The sequence below is a fragment of the Aquibacillus koreensis genome (genome assembly GCF_025154055.1).
In the GTDB taxonomy this organism is placed as follows: Bacteria; Bacillota; Bacilli; order Bacillales; family Amphibacillaceae; genus Aquibacillus_C; species Aquibacillus_C koreensis.
Map to the genome: position 1 here is coordinate 12,946 of NZ_JAOALK010000018.1, position 18,357 is coordinate 31,302.

Here is an 18,357-nt window from a genome sequence, read left to right on the forward strand (position 1 = left end):
TTTTATATTAAACTTGAATATGTTTTCTCCTAAAGGGGAGTAGCTTTAGCAGTAAAGTCGTCATTTCGGAGCATTTGCTCTCGGCTTTATTGGCAACGTATGTTGTTAGCAAGACCTTTACCAAGTGGTAGAGGTCTTTATTTTTTAGCCTTTACCAATTAACGGTAAGGGTTTTTTATTTAGAAAATTATAAAATATGCTTGATGTGGATAACATGTAGAATCAGTCATGTCCAGATCCGGCGCCTCCCCCTCGAGGTCTTAAGTCAAGGCGCCAGCGCTTTTGTTCCTAGATAAACAAGTTGGTAAAGGAGTTGATGTCTAACCAGAATAAAAGTATAGGTTGGAAAGCTTTCACGCAGATTAGAGACATGGTAAAATACATTTATATATAATGATGGAGGTAACTGAATGGGAAAACGAATCTTTTTCTTTCTTTTAACAAATATTTTAGTAATGACTACAATTGTAATCGTATGGACTCTAATTACAACGTTTACAAGTGTTAATGGGTCTTTTCAAACAGGTGGTCCAGGTTTAGGAATTGATTATGGATCATTGATGATATTTAGTATTCTCGTTGGTTTCGCAGGCTCCTTTATTTCCTTAGCGATGTCGCGTTGGATGGCTAAGATGATGATGAAGGTAAAAGTGCTTGATCCAAATGGACAACTTTCTGCGGAAGAACGTGCAGTTGTTGAAAAAGTACACCGTTTTTCGCGAACTGCAGGTTTAATGCATATGCCAGAAGTAGGGATTTATCAATCTCCTGAGGTAAATGCGTTTGCGACAGGTCCTTCAAAGAAACGATCTCTTGTTGCTGTTTCGTCTGGTTTATTACATGCAATGGACGAAGATGCGGTAGAAGGTGTAATTGCTCACGAGGTTGCACACGTGGCGAATGGTGATATGGTAACGATGACGTTGCTTCAAGGTGTAGTGAATACGTTTGTTGTATTCTTCTCTAGAATAGCAGCTATTATTGTTTCACGTTTTGTTCGTGATGAACTACGGTGGATAGTACAATTTGCGGCAATTATTATCTTCCAAATCTTATTTTCTATTCTTGGAAGCATTGTTGTTAGTGCGTATTCACGTCATCGAGAGTATCATGCGGATCGTGGTGGCGCAGATTTAGCTGGTCGAGATAAAATGGCACATGCGTTACGTTCTTTAAAATCTTATGTAAAAGTTGCGAGTGTAAATGATCGTTCGGATGATTCTGCGATTCAGACGATGAAAATCAATTCTAAAGGTGGATTAATAACATTATTCTCTACACACCCTGATTTAGATGATAGAATTAAACGATTAGAGCAAATGTAAACTTTATTATAGAAACTGAAACTGTCCTATTTACAGGGCAGTTTTTTTAAATTTGCAATTGAATTCAATCCTTGTATTTACGTTTGATTGAAAAAACATAAATCTAGTTTAGATTGAAATCAAATAGTTCAAAGCAGGTTTTTAATAATGGTACAATAAGATAAATGATAATTATGTTGAGGTGGAAGAATTGGATACGCAAACTATTATAAGTAAAGTGAAAAGCCATGAACCAAAGATATTGGGTAGTGGTAGTTTTAATAAGTATGCTGTTCTTGTTCCGCTGATGAAAAAAGGTGACGGCATTCATCTTATTTTTGAAGTTCGTTCAAAATCGTTAAGAAGACAACCTGGAGAAATTTGTTTTCCGGGTGGAAGAATTGATAAGAGCGATCGTTCAGCAAAAGCTGCTGCCATAAGAGAAACGACAGAAGAGTTAGGGGTGTTGGATCAATCGATTTCCAATGTTTATCCTATCGACTATCTTGTTTCTCCTTTTGGAATGATCGTCTCTCCTTATGTTGGGGTTATTGAAGATATGAAGGCATTAAAGCCAAACCCAGCAGAAGTAGGGGAAGTATTTACTGTTCCATTAGCCTATTTTCTAGACAACAAGCCTCAAGTTCATTACGTGAATTTAGAAGTAAAGCCAGACGATACCTTCCCATTTGATCTTATTGAAGGTGGAGAAGATTATGACTTTCGCTCGTTTAAATTACCAGAGTACTTTTATGTGTATGAGGGTAAGGTGATTTGGGGTCTTACTGCGAGGATTGTTGCACATTTTATTGATATTATTCAAGATTAAATGAATGGTCCCATCAAAAAATCGAGCAAGGTACCGCTTAAATAATGGTACATTGCTCGTTTTTATTATTTTACTTGTATAGTGGCGTCACGTGGTTTAGGTTTGTTCCGGTATTAAACAATATGACAAGTGTTAACTTTTTTAATTGTTTGTTAAGATTGCTGACAGATGGATGGTTACATAAATCTAATGTAGTAGAATAACATTAACAGTATTATTGCCTTAATATGGAAAAGGGTGAAGGTGTCTACGCCTAGAAACTAACTAATAGAGGGTATTAATTAATTCTATCTACATGATTTTAATAATGGAGGGGACGAGCGGGATGGAAGTGAAAACAATAAGTGTTTTTCCAAAAATGAAATTTATCGAAGTCATTATACAAGTGATTTTGTCACCTATTTTAATGATTATGGGTTTCATTGTTGCGTGGAAATTGTCTCATCCAAAGCGAAGCAAAGTGAAAGGAAGTCCAAGGACTTATGGTTTGGCTTATAAAGATGTTGAGTTTAAAAGTGCGGATAATAAAACGAGTTTGAAAGGATGGCTTATAGAGGCTGAAAAACCAATTGGTACAATTATATTTTCTCATGGCTATCGTGGAAGTCGAACTAGGTCACCAATTCAATCCCTTAAATTAGCAGCTTATTATGTAAAAAAGGGCTATAACATTCTAACATTTGATTATCGTAATTGTGGTGAGTCAGAGGGGAAGAAGTCTACGATTGGTCTTTTCGAGACAAAGGATCTGATAGGAGCAATTCGATATACAAAACAAAAGGTAGATTATAAGAAGTTAATTCTCATGGGCTGGTCGACGGGTGGATCATGTTCGATTATGGCTGCAGCTCAAGAAGAAGCTGATGCGATCATTGTTGACAGTGCGTTTGATGATTTAGAATCTTATTTAAATAACAATCTATCCAACTGGACGAACTTACCAAAGCTCGTGAATCCGTTTATTTTATTTTTCTTTCCTTTTCTTAGCTTCGGTAATCATCCAAGAATGGTGAATCCGTCCAAAAGTCTAGATGACGTGAATTGTCCCGTGTATTTTATTCATAATCAAGATGACGATAAAGTCCCGCATACGTGTTCCGTAAGAATGTACCATAACTATAAAGGACGGAAGCGCTTATGGATTACGAATAAAGGGGGCCATGTAAAAAACCACCTATCCAATAAAGAATACCTCAGTAATATTGACCGTTTTTTAGAAAGTGTAAGATGAATGTGAATTGAGAGTAGGTAAGAAGAGGGACAGAGTGCGCGTATGCGCCTCATCTGTCTTAAAGTCTGTGCTATTATGTATCGCTTCCGCTGTAGGGCAAGTGAGGAAATCTTCTTCTTTGCTTATTTTTTTCGAGATAGGCAATTATTTTTTCCTTAAGTGCGATACGCTTATTCCCTTTTGGTCATGTTCATTAACACCGTTAAAATTAAAAATGGCTAGAGTTTATACTCAAGCCATTTGTTTGCATGTGGTATTTTAATGTGATAAAAGCTATTTGGCAAAGGTATGATTACCAATCGTTTTAATAACAGTTCTTGAAAAAATCCATTTGTCTTGTGCAGTTTTGGGGTTGTAAAAGTAGACGGCATCGTGACCTTTACTTCCTTGATCAAGGGCTTCCCTGACTGCTTGTTTTGCTTCTGTACTAGGTTGATTGTTAATCATGCCATTTTGAACAGGTGAAAATGCGTAAATCTGTCCTAGTTTTTGATAAATTACTTTTTCAATAGAATCTGGAAAGTCAGGATGATCAACACGATTTAGAATGACTGTAGCTACAGCTACTTTGCCTTCGTAAGGTTCACCTTTTGCTTCAGCTTGTACTATTTTTTCCATTAGTTCTTTTTCTTTTTCAGAAACTGAATGCTCGATCATTACCTTTTGATCTGGCTCAACTAAACTTCCAACATGGTGATTAGCCTGTTGTGTAAATATCGTTTCTATGAATGATGCTTCATGTTCTTCTATTTGAGAAGCGGCACTTGTTATATTTGGTAGTGTCAGAACACTAACTAAAGCTATAGTTATGAGAAGAAGTACCTTTTTTGTGTTCATACTTCAATCCTCCTAGTTTAATAGTTGTCATTGTATATAGCCTAACAACTGTAATATAGTTTATCATTACCCAAATTATACCAAGTAAAACGAAAAGGAGGCTCAAGCAATGTCGCCGATGAAGAAATAAAAATACAGTTAAATTCTTCCGCTAAAAAAATCCATCCAAAAAATAAGTGTAATAGAAGAAGATTCCTTTATCTTTACAAGTTTGACAAACGTGTTACAAGATGTAATTGGAATGCTGGGACCGACGTGTTCAAGATTAGACTGTTTTAGATACTAAGCAGTTCCTGTCCCTCTGTTCCAAAAAAAATCGGATAATAGTTTATATGAGAAGGTTTATGGGTATAGTAGATAGATTTTATACCGTAGATTACGAAATAGAAAGCAAAAGGAGCCTTGAAATGTCTCAAACCATGAATAAACATAAAAGTACACAGGTGCTAGACGAGCAAGCTGTTCTAACTTCTTTAGAATCTAATTTAGCAATGATTGAATTCAATCTAAACAAAGAAGTCATTTGGGTGAATGATAATTTTGCTTCAACAATGGGTTATACTGCGAGTGAAATGCAAGGGATGAAGCATACGCAATTTTGCACCCGCGATTTGATTGAAAGTGAAGAGTATGAAGAGCTTTGGACGAATTTAAGAAATGGAAAGAGGTTCCAAGAGAAGATTCAACGCGTAAACAAAAATGGTGATTTGCTTTGGTTAGAGGCAACCTATATCCCAATACAAAGTGAAGAAGGGCTTGTAGATGCAGTATTAAAAATTGCAACTGATATAACGGAACGTGAAAATAGGACGAATGAAATTATTACAAAGTTAAAAAGTATGCCGTTAGAGTTAGTGGATATAGTAGTTTCCAATTCGAATGAAAAAATGATGGCGATCGAAACACTAAAAGAGCAAACAAATCTTATAACAGAAGTGTCTAAAATGATTCGTCATATATCCTCTCAAACCAATATGTTGGCTTTAAATGCTGCTATAGAAGCTGCTCGCGTTGGTGATCAAGGTAGAGGGTTTAAGGTTGTAGCAGATGAAGTGCGTAAATTAGCGGGAAATGTGGAAAAAGCTATACAAAGTGTCGATGAAAATGTAGTAAACATATCTAATGAAGTAAATAAAGTCAGTGAAATTACAAATGATTTGCAAGAGGTCGTTAAGGAAACACAAACAAATTTCAATAAAACGATTGATGAGTTCAAGGACGTTACAAATTAATGTTACTATAGCATATTATTGCTTTATATAAAGATAGGACTATTCTCAGAAGAGTAGTCTTATTTTTGTCTGTGTAGTATTGAGTGTGTATGATGTAATTGAGAATAGTTAAGTTTCTATCTAAAGTGTGTGAAATTTATATATTTGTCTAATAATAGTTGGGAAATCATGTATAATGTACATTAATTGAAAAGATGGACAAGGGCTTATCCTACTGTCTTATTTAATATAGAAAGGGTGTTCGTTATGAGGCAACCGCCAAAGGAAAGAATTGCGATTGAAGCTAAAAAGGCTTGGATGTTATCAGCTGGTTTATGGAGTATTTTTCCGGTAATCATTACAATTACATTATTTGTGTTAGCTTACTTTTTACAATTTTCTTATTGGTATGGTATTGGTTTACTAGTGGCTAGTTTAATAGAGATAATACTTACGGTTTTTCTTATTCCGACTTTGCGTTGGAAAAGGTGGCGATACGAGCTGTTTGATCAAGAAATTTATATTCAACATGGTGTACTAATTGTTACACGCACACTGGTTCCAATGATTCGTGTCCAGCATGTAGATACAAAACAAGGTCCGATATTAAAAAAATACGGACTATCAAGTTTAACCATTTCAACTGCTGCAACTACACATGAAATACCTGCACTCATAGAGGAAGAAGCTTCTGCATTAAGAGATCAAATTTCTAATCTTGCAAGGGTGGATCAAGACGATGTCTAATTCGAAGAGACTCCATCCAGCAGCTATGATATTTAATGTTATTAACTTGATCAGGCAGTTTGTATATGCACTTATTCCGGTTATTGTTTTATCCATAGGGGATGCTCATTTCATCTATGTGATGTTAGGTGGTAGTGTATTATGTATTTTAGTAATTGTACATAGTGTTCTTAACTGGTTTCGGTTTACATATAAGATTGAGGATGACCAGTTGCTGATCGAACAAGGCGTCTTTATTAGAAAGAATCGCACCATCTCAAAAAATAGAATTCAATCAATTGATCTCACACAGAATATAATTCACCGTATTTTTGGCTTAACAAAAGTACAAATAGAAACTGCAGGTAGCGACAGCAATGTAGATGCCACACTAAGTGCAGTCACCTTTGATGAAGGACAATACATACATCAGGAATTAAAAAGGAAAAAAGAACCTAGTGTTACTAATGATGACTCAACTGAGCCAGAACATCACAATGTAAGAAATATTTCTTTTAAACGTCTGTTAATAGCAGGTTCTACATCTGGAAGCTTTGGTGTTATTTTGGGTATTTTCGCATTTGCGTTTTCAGAAGTGGAGAACCTAATTCCTGAGTCTACGTATGAAAGAACCACGAATTGGTTAATTTCTCAAACAATACAGTTATTAAGTGTTCTTGGTTTGGTGCTTGTACTTCTTACATGGGCAATTGGTATTTTAGGTGTGGTAATTAAACATGGAAAGTTTACGGTAACCAGATACGAAGACGAGTTGTTTATTACTAGAGGATTATTAGAAAAAAGACAAATGACTATTCCTATAAAGCGAATACAGGCAGTGTCTATAAAAGAATCACTTATTCGGCAACCATTAGGATTTGCATCTATTTCTGTTGAGATTGCAGGTGGTGTCCATGATAATCAACCTACGGAAACGCTGATTTTTCCACTCCTGAAGAAAAAAGAGATTTCTTCATTCTTACAGGATATAGTTCCAGAGTATCAAGATGTACCAAGTACATTTAAGCACATACCTAAACGAGGGTTACCATATTATCTATTTCGGGCATCGATCCTTCCGATCCTTGCGATCATACCTTTAGCAATTATGTTACCAGACTTTGTTTTTATTCCATGTATTCTAGTGATCTTGTCACTATTAGTTGGATTTGCTCGTTATCGTACGGCTGGAATTCATTTAACCAAAAATCAATTAACACTTCAAATGCGATTGTTCAGTAAAGAAACAGTAGTGTTAAAACAGCGCAGGATTCAAGCGTTTGAAAAGCAGCAACATGTGCTGCACCGTAAACAAAAATTAGCTAACATGGAGGCTTCCATCTTAAATAATTTTACAGGAAGACACTATAGCATAAAAGAATTAACAGTGGAGGACGTCGATCGAATCGTAGATTGGTTCTCCTGCCGCAAATAAGTGGGACAAGGGGCATACAACCTTGTCCCACTTTTTCAATTGGGTTGGACAGAATGTTGTAACAAAGGTGTCTTTCTGTTCCGTTATTGGATGATTTTCCAGATCTTTTCGGTAATTTGTTTTACTTCATGTTCAAATCTAGTTTGATGGAAAGCTTTCTTCGTTGACATGATTACACCTTCTAGTAAAAAAGCGCGAGGTGTAGTCTTTTGGAGTTCAGCGATAAAAAATTGAGTAAGTTCTTTTTGTTTGCTGGTTCCTTTTTGTTTGGTTAATTGCTCGTTTAATTCTTCTAAACGTTTAATAACAGATGTAATGTCCACTTCCTTTGAGTTATCATCGCCATCAAGCCAACTAACCGGTAAAAATGGATCAATGATATAAGATTGATTATTGGAGAGGGATTTAACACTATTTAATGCATAACGAATGACCTTCTCAATATCTAATTCTTGAGATGATCCTAGTTTCCAAGTAAGTATCAAGTGATGCGTAATGCCTGTGAAGATGACAGCATAATCCAATGTGTAATCTTGTGCTTTATCAGGATAGAGGTCATTAAATCTACTACCAATCCACTGTAACTCAGCACGGTGTTGCTCTTCCATAAATAGCTTTAACTCCGAATCTTCAGAAAAAGAAACCGTTTCAAAAACAGTCAGTAAGTGATGCTGTCGATTCATTTTTATTCGTACGGTTACTTGTTCAATGAAAACCTCTTCATCGCTCATTTCTTTTCCGATAGCAATTTCTCTTCTTTCTTGTTCTACTTGCTCGGAAATCGACTCTAATATCGCCTTTAAACATTGGTTTTTTGATTCGAAGTAATTATAGAATGTCCCCTTCGCGATACCAGCTTTATCTAAAATATCCTGGATAGATGTTAAAGCGAAACCTTTATCAACAAACAATTGATGGGCTGCACTGATGATTTGTTTTCTTTTTGCGCTCATAATATCACCCTTTTGTAATGATAGTCTACTTTTATTATAGGTTTTAAACATTGTTATATCAATGTTTATTATTTATTGATAAAAAAATATTGCAATTAATGGACTCTGGGTATAAAATATTCAAGTGCTTAAAAATATAGAAAGTAGGAATGATCTATATGTCAGAATTACAATCAAATCAAAATAAATCAATGATAGGTATGATTGCCATTTTATTTATTGGTGCATTTGTATCTATTTTAAATGAGACTTTATTAAATGTTGCCCTTCCATCGATTATGGATGAATTTGAGGTAAAACCAACAGCTGTTCAGTGGCTTTCTACAGGTTATATGCTTGTGAATGGTATATTAATCCCAGCAAGTGCGTTTTTTATTCAACGATTTTCTGATAGAAAATTATTTATTACTGCGATGTCACTATTTACTTTAGGAACTCTATTAGCAAGTCTTGCACCAGTATTTAGTGTGTTATTAGCAGCGCGTATGATTCAAGCATCCGGATCAGCCATTATGATGCCGCTCCTAATGAATGTTATGCTTACAGCTTTTCCAATAGAAAAAAGAGGAGCAGCAATGGGGACGTTTGGTCTCGTAATGATTACTGCACCTGCAATAGGACCAACACTATCAGGTTGGATTATTGAACATCATAGTTGGAGAATGCTATTTGATATCGTTCTGCCAATCGCGATCTTAACACTGATTTTTGCGTTCTTTAAGTTAAAAGATGTAACTCCGCAACGTTCGATCAAGTTGGATGTGTTTTCACTAGTATTATCAAGTATTGGCTTTGGTGGTTTGCTTTACGGTTTTAGTTCTGCTGGAGATAAAGGATGGAATGATCCTTACGTTTACGGTACGATCATTGTAGGTGTAATTGCGCTTGTGACATTTGTTCTCCGTCAATTACGCATGGATGAACCAATGCTAGAGTTTCGGATATATAAATATCCAATGTTTGCACTATCATCAGTGATCTCCATGGTTATTGCTATGGCGATGTTTTCTGGTATGATCTTAATGCCGATCTATGTACAAACGATTCGTGGAATTTCACCAATGGAGTCGGGGTTACTCATGCTTCCAGGAGCGATTGTAATGGGAATCATGTCTCCAATAACAGGAAGATTGTTTGATAAATATGGAGCGAGATCGTTAGCTGTCATTGGTTTAACGTTTACCATTGTAACTTCATTCTACTTTAGTAAGATTAGTATGGAAACGACTTATTTTACACTAATTATGTTATACACTTTACGTATGTTTGGGATGTCTATGGTAATGATGCCAGTAATGACTAATGGGTTAAACCAACTACCGCAGAAAAATAACCCGCATGGTACTGCCATGAATAATACGTTGCAGCAAGTTTCAGGCGCAATCGGTTCTGCGTTATTAATTACGTTGATGAATAATCGGACGGAGACTAGAGCAGGGGAGTTAGTTGCTCAAGCGGCAGCGACTGCGGATCCAAATGCAGCACAACCAACAGCGGAAGCTTTGGCGCAAATGGAAGAACAAATATTAAATCAAGCAATGTTAAGTGGGATTAACTTTACTTTCTTAATCTCTACTTTCATTGCAGTTGTTGCATTAATCTTGGCTTTATTTATGAAAAGAGTAACACCACATCAAGAGGAAACAACAAAAGAAGAACTAGTTCCAACACCTCCAATGAAAAGCGTAGTAGAATAGTGGGACGAGGGGATAGCCCCTTGTCCCACTTTTTTTCTTATAGCAAGCATTGATGTGCGCAGTATCTTTCCTGCAACACCGTTTAAGATTCCGTATTAAAAGGTGATGCTGGTAGCCCTTCTTTGTTATAAAGATTGGCATTTTCAGGATTATTTAGCCATGCATAACGGACGTGATGGGCTTCTTTGATGTCTTCGTTGCTAACGATAATAGTATCTCCTTTTATTGTCGCTTTTGCATCCATATATTGACCGTTCGATCCACAAATCTCAAAATGATGCAATTCTCCATCTTTACTTGCCAATCCTTCACCAACTTGGTCAAAGTGAAGTTGAATGGCACTTCCGACTCTTACCATTTTTGTGTACAAAGGTCCACTAAATGCGACGTCTTCATTAAAAGCTAGTTTTCTAGCACATAATGCTAAACGTTTTCCTAGCGTCTTTTTATCCTGTGGGTGAAGCTCGTTATACTCTCCTATGTCTATGGTAACAGCCATTGCAGTGTTTGGGATTGCTAGAGACATGCGTTGTTCTTCACGTAATTCTGCCCAATTGGTCGCTTTTGGATTTTTTGGATCAGCTTCAAAGTTGGTTAGTTGTGTGAAAATAAAAGGGAATTCACCCATGTTCCAGTTGTTGCGCCAATCGTTAACTAAATCATGAAATAATTCTCTGTATCCTTCTGGTTGGCCTGAATTCGATTCACCTTGGTACCATAGAACGCCTTTGATCGTGAAGTTCTTTAAAGGCGAAATCATACCATTGTATAAACCTGCAGGCATGTTCCGGAAAAAAGTAGTAGTAGGTTGCGCCTCGGTCACTTCTCCTATTTTGTATTTCCAAGTTCCCTTCAGGTCTAATTCTTGTTCGTTTGCAATTAATTTGTAAGGCATATCTTTAATGAATTCACCAGTGTTTCCGGTAGTGATAACGCGAACAGTGATAACATTTTTCCCAGGCTTTAATAATCCTTTAGGGATTTTATATCTTCTAGGTGGATACCTGTATGCCGTGTTACCGATGCGTACACCATTCACATATGTATCGTCTGCATCAACGATTGTACCCAATTTCAATCGAGCTTCTGTGTTAATCATGGATTCAGGTACATCAATTTCTTTTCTAAACCAAACAGCACCTCGAACGTTTTCTAAATCAGTGGCTTCCCATGACTTAGGTAGTTCAAAATCCTGCCAATCTGATACGTCTATAGATTTACTATACCAGGGAGTTTCTTTTAAGCCTTTATCATTTGCGTTTAAATGCTCATACCATTCGTTTGCTGCTTGTTCTTCATTTCTTATTGTTGATGTTATATATACATCATCTTTACACTTATCTAATGTTTCATCGTACGTTCCGATTTTTCTTAGTGTGTCTTCGCTCATCCAAGCCTCTATTGGCGTACCGCCAACAGCAGACATGATTAAACCAATAGGTACACCATATTTTGCATACATTTCTTGAGCAAAATAAAAACCAGCTCCACTGAATTGAAGAAGATGTTCTGGGTCGGCAGCGATCCACTTAGCGTCTGACAATTGTTCTTGTGGTGCTTTAAAATTGTATTCCTGTGGTACCGCAAATTGACGAATATAAGGTTCGTTAACTTGTTTTATCTCTTCTTCAAATAAATCTAATGTTCTTCCTACAGGTAATTCCATATTTGATTGACCGCCAAGTAACCATACATCACCAATTAAAATGTCATGAATCATCTTTTTTTCATCACCGGTTATTTCCATTTGGTAAGGTCCGCCTGGTTCTAAGTCTGCAAAAACAATTTTCCATTTTCCTTGTGCATCCGATTTTGTTTCGTATTGTTTACCTAGAAAAGAGATAGTTACCGTTTGTAAACTACTCGTGTTACCCCAAATGGTAACGCTTGCTTTTCTCTGTAAAACCATTCCATCACTTAATATACTTGATAGTCTCATAATCTTCCGCCTTTCAAAAAACAAGTCATCCTAATGATATCTACAAAATTATAAAAGAGCAAGTGGGACAAAGGACAGTCCCACTTTCCTACACTTACAATGTCATTGTGCCTTCGATGGTGATTACTGCAGAACCGGCTACTTCAATTCTTGGATAATCTTCTTGTGGAGTAACGGTTACAGAAAGAAAACCAGGTCGGTTCATTGCATGACCTTGACCAATCATTAGAGCGTGAGTTTTGGTTGCATCTAAAACACCTTCTAAGTATAAATAACCGGCTAGTGCACCGTTTGCTGCTCCAGTAACGGGATCTTCTTTTATGCCAATAGCTGGGCAAAAATCGCGCGTGTAAAGATCTAAGTTTTTGTCATCGGTATTAAATGTAAAAAGGTGTGTCGTAGAGATATTGTAGCGCTTGTTCATATTGGCTAATTCATTTAGTTTAGGTTGAGCCTTGTCAATCGCTACGCGAGTTTTAACTGGGACAAGCAAATGCCATACTCCTGTATTGCTCATTTTTATCGGGAACTGTTCATCTAAATCACTAGGTTTAATTCCTAATAGGCTGGCAATTGCAGTTGGATCTTCTACTATATCATTCGTTTTAGGGGGGAGCTGTGTCATAGATACAGCGGTTAAACGACCATGTTCCTTCACCCATTTTACGGGGACTAAACCACCATTTGTTTGAAGAACTACTTGATTTGTTCTATCAGCCCAAGCATATTTTGTCGCAAGAATCCAGGCAGTGGCAATGGTTGCATGACCGCAGAAATCAATTTCTTCAGCCGGTGTAAAATAACGAATACGATAATCTGCATCTGGACTATCTGAATGGTATAAAAATGCTGTTTCAGATAGATTTAATTCACTAGCAATATTCTGCATTTCTTTCTCTGTTAGATCGCTAGCTTCTGGGACTACACCTGCAGGATTTCCTCCGAAAGCTTGATCGGTAAAAGCATCTACATGATAAACTGGAATATTCTTCATCGTGTTCCTCCATACTTTTTGTCATCTAAACAAAGTTTAATAGGGGAAGCAAAATAAGTAAATAATAAAGAGGAGATGAGTAGTGGCAAACGCTTCAATATCTTCCACTGTAGTAGATAAGTTTCTATATAGTACCAATTTATAATAAAATAGACTTAATCGTCCTTTTTTAGTGATGAGCCTTTTGCTTTTACATACATAGAAAACATGTTAGTAAGAGATTAAGTAAAATGTTTTTTTATAACTTTATGATCCCGTAAGATTAGGACAGTGTGCCTGCCCCTTTGTCCTAAAAAGAGAGGTGTGAGAAGGTGGAAGAGTTTAATTGGCATAAGGAAGCGAAAGAACGTTGGGATGAACGAGCTGATTTTTGGAATCAAAGTAGTGAGGATATGTGGGAACGTGGAATCAGAAAATCCATTATCCCTTTTATTGAAAAGCACTTCCCTAAAGGCAGTTATGTGGCGGATTTAGGTTGTGGCGATGGTTTTGGAACATTAAAATTACATGAAGCAGGATACAGGGTTGTTGGCGTAGACTTATCGGATGAAATGATTTTGAAAGCGAAGAATAGAGTAGAAGACATTGCGTTTTTCCAAGGTGACCTATTACAACTCCCATTTCAAAATGACGCGTTTACAGGCTTAATGGCCATCAATTCATTGGAATGGACAGAGAAACCTTTGAAAGGATTAAACGAAATGAGAAGAGTCTTGCAATCTGGACATCTTCTTTGTTTAGGATTACTCGGTCCAACTGCTCATCCAAGAAAAAACAGTTATCGTCGTCTTTATAATGAGCCAGTTATTTGCAACACGATGATGCCATGGGAGTTTGAGCAATTAGCAGTAGAGAATGGATGGGAAGTAATGGATGGTGTTGGAATATACCGAGGTGCAGTGGACGAAAACAAAATCGAACACTATCCGAAAGAACTAAAACAATCACTAACGTTTATGTGGCTGTTTATGTTGCGCAAGAAAGAAGAAAAGCGCCTCTAAGTTGATAATTAGAGGTGCTTTTCTTTCAGGAAGACTATAAAATAAATCGCGCATTCTAAAAACAAATGATTACACACCGACAAGCTAGGACGGTGGGACAGGTAGCATGTCCTAAAATAAGCATTCTAGTTTGTTGCTAAATTGTGAACATCATCAAACGTCAGGTTATGTTAGTAAAAGTATGATAAAGTAGTTACTGTATTTATTCTTACTAGTATTTATTGTTGTAATTTGTTGTAGGAGGACAATCAGGTATGAATTTGGAAGGGACATTTCGTGGAGTTGGAGAAGCCGAACTCTATTATCGTATAATAAAGCCTACTAGTAGGCCAAAAGCTAAAGTAATTGTCGTACATGGTCACGGAGATCATAGTGGCGGGTTATATAATCTATTAAATAGCTTAATTGAGCATCAATTTAGTGTATATGCTCTTGATCTAAGAGGGCATGGAAAAAGCACAGGTATTCGCGGGTTTATTCGTAATTGGGGAGAATATCGAGGAGACTTGGAGGCTTTTCGGAATATAGTAGATCAGGAAGATTCTGATTTGCCTGTATTTTTAATTGGACATAGCCTTGGTGGGATAGTATGCCTGGATTACGCTTTAGCTTTTCAAGAAAATATAGCAGGGATCATTACGATCGCACCTGCTGTATCTTATGAAATGAAATGGGGCGAAAAAATCCTCGTTTCTATTATGTCTCGAATAAAACCTGATTACACGATTGAAGATACAACAAACGGGCATTTATTAACAAAGGATCCAAAAAAAGCTGGTCAGTTCAGTACAGATCCTTTGCGTCATAATACAATTACCCCGGGCTTAGGTCGTGGTGTCATAATGACTATAAAAAATGTGATGAACCAGGCAAATACCATACAAGTTCCGTTATTATTACAATTAGGAGTCGATGATAACATTACTCCCCCAGGTAAGTTGCGTCAGTTCTTTAGTATGGTTGGTACGACAGATAAGTTAAAAATCGAATATGAAGGTATGCGTCACAGACCATTTGATGATATCGGAAAAGAAAATTTTCTAAACGATATGATCAAATGGCTTGATGAACATATTTAGTGGGACAGAGGGACAGGCCACTCTGTCCCAATTTTTTTATGTTTTAGAGGTCGAAGGTAACAATTGATAGCAAGAAAATATATGTCGGATGTCGTTTTACTTTTACAAACTATATAAATTCGGACAAGATGAGAGTTACCACCACAATCACAATTCCAACTTGGATAAGGCATCTGTTCCTCTTTCCCGCATGATTGCTTTTATACGCTGTGTTTACTTTTGCATCGTGTTCACGTCATTTTCTATAAGTTCTGCTTTACTGTATTTTGCTTTTTCAAACAGGGAAATCACTTCTTTAGTCTCGCTTTCTACTTGTTTGTTCATGCTTCCCCATTTAATGAATGTTTCGTTATTAATATGTTCAAATCCGTTTCGCTTCCCATAATGAAGGAGATGTTCTACTCAAGTGGGTGTGTGGGACAAGGTGCCTGTCTTCGTGTCTCACACATAACTTTTCGGACTATGGAAAAGGATTTACGCTTTCAGTGAAGAATATAATTAAAGGATGTAACTGTTTTCAAACTTCTGGAGGTGTTGTACTAATGAAAAAAACTGCTTATATTACAGGTGCCGATCGTGGTCTAGGGTTGGCGCTTACAAAGGTGTTTCTGCAAAAGGATTATAAGGTGTTTGCAGGTCGTTATATGCAAGAATGGCTTGAACTTGATGAATTGAAAAACGAATTTGGGGATGACTTGGATATTATTACGTTAGATGTTAATGATCAACAATCGGTTGATGCAGCTGCAAATTATATAAAAGATACATCTGGTCAATTAGATATCCTAGTAAATAATGCTGCTATTTACAAAGATCGTTCTGAAGATATATTTGGTGAGTTTCATTATGATGACATGAGGAAACTGTTTGAAACCAATGTATTTGGACCTTTACGTGTGTCAAAATCTGTTATTCCATTATTAATGAAAGGGAAGGACAAAATGCTTGCGAATATATCATCTGAAGCAGCAAGCTTAGCAGATTCTTGGAGAAAAAAGGAATATGGTTATTCTATGTCTAAAACAGCTTTAAATATGCAACTAACAATCATGCAAAATCAATTAGAGGAACATGATATAAAGGTATTAGCATTCCATCCAGGATATGTAAGAACGTATATCTTTGGTGAGTTCAACCCTGATGCAACCATAGACGCAATAGAATCAGCATCCGGTATTGTCGAACAAATATTAAAATTCCCGTCGATCGACGAACACATGTATATTGATTATCAAGGCAACAAAATGAACTGGTAAGAGCTGAGTGACCTTGTCCTACATCTAATCAACGCAAAAAGAACCCTACCATTTTTGGTTTGGGTTCTTTTTAATGTTAATTGGCGTGAATCATAAATAAAGCCCTGCCCCACGCTTCTTATCTCCTCCATCGTAGTAGTAACTTTGTGAATAGGTAAGCAGTGTATGCGATCGCAATATCTATTAAGAAAATATGAAACAATTGAAAACCTTTTTTAAGCTCGGCCATTTCTAAAATGTATATTTCAAATGCTGCTGTAGGGAATGCTAAAATAGCACTCAACAAAATGGCGTATAAAAAGAAGTTCTTATTTCTATTCGTACAATACTGGTATAAAAGTAAAAAAAATACAGGGATCACGGATGCAGTCATATTAATGGCATTAGGAAAAGCAGGGCTGATAAAATAGGTATGAACAAATAAACGGTACCGTTCAAGTGCTATATCTGTGTAAGTCCAAAGAATATGGACAGTATATCCAAAGAAAAGCACTTCAAAAATTCGTGTGCGATCGACTTTGAAATAAAGTAACAGGAGGGGACTGATTAATAAAAACAGGACCACCCAAAACTGCCATGTGTCAAATCCTGAGTAATCATTCCAATAGGATGATATAAGTGTGTTTAATTCTTCACCCTTTTCGGAAATTATTTGCCAGTATTCCCTATACTCCAATTCAATCAACTCCTATAATATTCTCCTGTTGTCAGTTTTTACATAAAAGTTTGAATCATACATAAGAAATAGTTTGGAATTCAAAAAAACATGTTTTCTTTCAAATAGGAAAATAAATGGGACGAGGTGTCTTTCCACTTGTTTCATTTTTATCAAACTAGCGATTGTAACGCGCTACCATCACTTCAATACAAGTCTATTCTCCGGTCTTCAAATACTGGGATTTTGCTTCGCACTTCGTCTACAAGTTCGGTTTCTAAAACTGCTGTCACGATGGATTCATTTTCGCTGGCTTCCTCTACGACATGCCCCCATGGGTCGATCACAATTGAGTGCCCACCAAACACATTAGCAGGATCACTACCAGATCGATTACAAGCGACGATATAACACTGGTTTTCGATCGCTCTAGCAATCAGTAAATATTTCCAATGGTCTATTCTAGGCTTTGGCCATTCCGCACTTACAAAAATGATTTTCGCTCCCTCGACTGCATGCTTTCGGATCCATTCTGGGAAACGAATGTCGTAACAAATAAAACCTGCAGAAAGTACGCCAGCTAATGAAAATAAAGCTTTACTATTTCCTTCAATTAAGTGCTTATCTTCATCCATCAATCGAAATAAATGTGCTTTGCTATATTCATGTACTAGTTTACCGGTAGAATTGAACACCAACATTGTGTTATTAACTTTTCCGCCCATACGTTTCGCGATAGATCCTGCAATTATATTGACGGTGTATTGTTCTGCTAAATTCGAAATGAACTTTATCGTATCCTGCGCATCTTCATCCGCAATTTCGTCTAAACGGTTAAGATCATAACCAGTTGTCCAAAGTTCTGGGAGTATAAGAATATCGGGTTTGGAATCTACGGCTTGTTTAATTAGCTGCTCCACTTTTTTATAGTTTTCTTTAGGATTACCAAATACAATGTCGTATTGGATCATGGATACTTTCATCGTCGTTACAGCTCCTTTGTTTTTGTTTTTACATTCTTCTGTTTAAGGTTTTAAGAAAAATGCTTTATTATTTCCAGGAAAGTAAACGTATTCTATTTTAATAATCCGATTAAAATTTTAAGATATACCTCTACTTTATCATACATGCTAAGTCCCATAAAAAAGTCAATGGATAGGAAGTATAAATCAAGTACTTATACAGATAGTATTAATACTTAGTGAAATAG

General features: G+C 36.5%; 16 protein-coding genes and 1 pseudogene. 11 read left to right on the forward strand and 6 right to left on the reverse strand.

The annotated features are described in order from the left end of the window. Positions 1 to 410 precede the first annotated feature (410 nt). The 3 genes from htpX (at position 411) to NYQ66_RS05065 (ending at position 3,364) form a co-directional block, all read left to right on the forward strand. Positions 411 to 1,325 (forward strand): protease HtpX, encoded by a 915-nt coding sequence (gene htpX / locus NYQ66_RS05055; RefSeq protein WP_259867541.1) that lies wholly within the window; start codon positions 411 to 413, stop codon positions 1,323 to 1,325. Positions 1,326 to 1,515: 190 nt separating this feature from the next. Beyond that, positions 1,516 to 2,133: an NUDIX hydrolase gene (locus tag NYQ66_RS05060; protein ID WP_259867543.1), complete on the forward strand. Its 618-nt coding sequence runs from the start codon at positions 1,516 to 1,518 to the stop codon at positions 2,131 to 2,133. A gap of 325 nt (positions 2,134 to 2,458) precedes the next feature. Next, the gene (locus tag NYQ66_RS05065) at positions 2,459 to 3,364 is read left to right on the forward strand and encodes an alpha/beta hydrolase (protein WP_259867546.1); all 906 of its coding nucleotides are present in this window, start codon (positions 2,459 to 2,461) and stop codon (positions 3,362 to 3,364) included. Positions 3,365 to 3,637: 273 nt separating this feature from the next. Here the strand turns inward: NYQ66_RS05065 and NYQ66_RS05070 are convergent, their stop codons facing one another. After that, complete coding sequence (locus NYQ66_RS05070) at positions 3,638 to 4,201, reverse strand: cell wall hydrolase (protein ID WP_259867548.1); 564 nt, start codon at positions 4,199 to 4,201, stop codon at positions 3,638 to 3,640. 419 nt (positions 4,202 to 4,620) lie between these two features. Here NYQ66_RS05070 and NYQ66_RS21475 point away from each other — a divergent pair. From NYQ66_RS21475 to NYQ66_RS05085, 4 genes and pseudogenes are all read left to right on the forward strand, one after another. Beyond that, positions 4,621 to 5,007: pseudogene (locus NYQ66_RS21475) on the forward strand (PAS domain-containing protein); the annotation flags it as partial. A gap of 84 nt (positions 5,008 to 5,091) precedes the next feature. Continuing rightward, positions 5,092 to 5,433 (forward strand): methyl-accepting chemotaxis protein, encoded by a 342-nt coding sequence (locus tag NYQ66_RS21480; protein ID WP_407652051.1) that lies wholly within the window; start codon positions 5,092 to 5,094, stop codon positions 5,431 to 5,433. A gap of 246 nt (positions 5,434 to 5,679) precedes the next feature. Beyond that, on the forward strand, positions 5,680 to 6,159 hold the full coding sequence (locus tag NYQ66_RS05080) for a PH domain-containing protein (RefSeq protein ID WP_259867553.1): 480 nt from the start codon (positions 5,680 to 5,682) through the stop codon (positions 6,157 to 6,159). Further along, entirely contained in the window at positions 6,152 to 7,573 is a 1,422-nt protein-coding gene (locus NYQ66_RS05085; protein ID WP_259867555.1) for a PH domain-containing protein, read from the forward strand. Before NYQ66_RS05080 ends, NYQ66_RS05085 begins: the two co-directional genes overlap by 8 nt. Positions 7,574 to 7,656: 83 nt before the next feature. Here NYQ66_RS05085 and NYQ66_RS05090 read toward each other — a convergent pair whose 3' ends face one another. Next, complete coding sequence (locus tag NYQ66_RS05090) at positions 7,657 to 8,526, reverse strand: TetR/AcrR family transcriptional regulator (protein WP_259867557.1); 870 nt, start codon at positions 8,524 to 8,526, stop codon at positions 7,657 to 7,659. A 158-nt stretch (positions 8,527 to 8,684) separates the two neighbouring features. On the opposite strand from NYQ66_RS05090, the gene NYQ66_RS05095 reads away from it, so the two are divergent. Continuing rightward, positions 8,685 to 10,223, forward strand: a complete 1,539-nt coding sequence (locus tag NYQ66_RS05095) for a DHA2 family efflux MFS transporter permease subunit (protein ID WP_259867560.1) — start codon at positions 8,685 to 8,687, stop codon at positions 10,221 to 10,223. An 82-nt stretch (positions 10,224 to 10,305) separates the two neighbouring features. Here NYQ66_RS05095 and NYQ66_RS05100 read toward each other — a convergent pair whose 3' ends face one another. Further along, a complete protein-coding gene (locus NYQ66_RS05100) occupies positions 10,306 to 12,162 on the reverse strand; it encodes a sialate O-acetylesterase (RefSeq protein ID WP_259867562.1) in 1,857 nt (618 codons plus the stop codon). Between the two features lie 94 nt (positions 12,163 to 12,256). After that, positions 12,257 to 13,156 (reverse strand): PhzF family phenazine biosynthesis protein, encoded by a 900-nt coding sequence (locus NYQ66_RS05105; protein WP_259867565.1) that lies wholly within the window; start codon positions 13,154 to 13,156, stop codon positions 12,257 to 12,259. 311 nt (positions 13,157 to 13,467) lie between these two features. Here NYQ66_RS05105 and NYQ66_RS05110 point away from each other — a divergent pair, with 311 nt between their 5' ends. From NYQ66_RS05110 to NYQ66_RS05120, 3 genes are all read left to right on the forward strand, one after another. Beyond that, entirely contained in the window at positions 13,468 to 14,157 is a 690-nt protein-coding gene (locus tag NYQ66_RS05110; RefSeq protein ID WP_259867567.1) for a class I SAM-dependent methyltransferase, read from the forward strand. A 254-nt stretch (positions 14,158 to 14,411) separates the two neighbouring features. Continuing rightward, positions 14,412 to 15,236, forward strand: coding sequence for an alpha/beta hydrolase (locus NYQ66_RS05115; RefSeq protein WP_259867569.1), 825 nt, complete (start codon positions 14,412 to 14,414; stop codon positions 15,234 to 15,236). A gap of 542 nt (positions 15,237 to 15,778) precedes the next feature. Beyond that, positions 15,779 to 16,492, forward strand: coding sequence for an SDR family NAD(P)-dependent oxidoreductase (locus NYQ66_RS05120; RefSeq protein ID WP_259867571.1), 714 nt, complete (start codon positions 15,779 to 15,781; stop codon positions 16,490 to 16,492). 118 nt (positions 16,493 to 16,610) lie between these two features. Here the strand turns inward: NYQ66_RS05120 and NYQ66_RS05125 are convergent, their stop codons facing one another. Together NYQ66_RS05125 and NYQ66_RS05130 are read right to left on the reverse strand one after the other, a co-directional pair. Next, the gene (locus tag NYQ66_RS05125) at positions 16,611 to 17,168 is read right to left on the reverse strand and encodes a hypothetical protein (RefSeq protein ID WP_259867573.1); all 558 of its coding nucleotides are present in this window, start codon (positions 17,166 to 17,168) and stop codon (positions 16,611 to 16,613) included. 185 nt (positions 17,169 to 17,353) lie between these two features. Continuing rightward, a complete protein-coding gene (locus NYQ66_RS05130) occupies positions 17,354 to 18,130 on the reverse strand; it encodes a carbon-nitrogen family hydrolase (RefSeq protein WP_259867575.1) in 777 nt (258 codons plus the stop codon). Positions 18,131 to 18,357: the final 227 nt, after the last annotated feature.

Coding starts and splice junctions, on each gene's coding strand:
- htpX (WP_259867541.1), top strand. CDS start 411: ATGGGAAAACGAATCTTTTTCTTTCTTTTAACAAATATTTTAGTAATG.
- NYQ66_RS05065 (WP_259867546.1), top strand. CDS start 2,459: ATGGAAGTGAAAACAATAAGTGTTTTTCCAAAAATGAAATTTATCGAA.
- NYQ66_RS05070 (WP_259867548.1), bottom strand. CDS start 4,201: ATGAACACAAAAAAGGTACTTCTTCTCATAACTATAGCTTTAGTTAGT.
- NYQ66_RS21480 (WP_407652051.1), top strand. CDS start 5,092: ATGGCGATCGAAACACTAAAAGAGCAAACAAATCTTATAACAGAAGTG.
- NYQ66_RS05080 (WP_259867553.1), top strand. CDS start 5,680: ATGAGGCAACCGCCAAAGGAAAGAATTGCGATTGAAGCTAAAAAGGCT.
- NYQ66_RS05085 (WP_259867555.1), top strand. CDS start 6,152: ATGTCTAATTCGAAGAGACTCCATCCAGCAGCTATGATATTTAATGTT.
- NYQ66_RS05090 (WP_259867557.1), bottom strand. CDS start 8,526: ATGAGCGCAAAAAGAAAACAAATCATCAGTGCAGCCCATCAATTGTTT.
- NYQ66_RS05095 (WP_259867560.1), top strand. CDS start 8,685: ATGTCAGAATTACAATCAAATCAAAATAAATCAATGATAGGTATGATT.
- NYQ66_RS05100 (WP_259867562.1), bottom strand. CDS start 12,162: ATGAGACTATCAAGTATATTAAGTGATGGAATGGTTTTACAGAGAAAA.
- NYQ66_RS05105 (WP_259867565.1), bottom strand. CDS start 13,156: ATGAAGAATATTCCAGTTTATCATGTAGATGCTTTTACCGATCAAGCT.
- NYQ66_RS05115 (WP_259867569.1), top strand. CDS start 14,412: ATGAATTTGGAAGGGACATTTCGTGGAGTTGGAGAAGCCGAACTCTAT.
- NYQ66_RS05120 (WP_259867571.1), top strand. CDS start 15,779: ATGAAAAAAACTGCTTATATTACAGGTGCCGATCGTGGTCTAGGGTTG.
- NYQ66_RS05130 (WP_259867575.1), bottom strand. CDS start 18,130: ATGAAAGTATCCATGATCCAATACGACATTGTATTTGGTAATCCTAAA.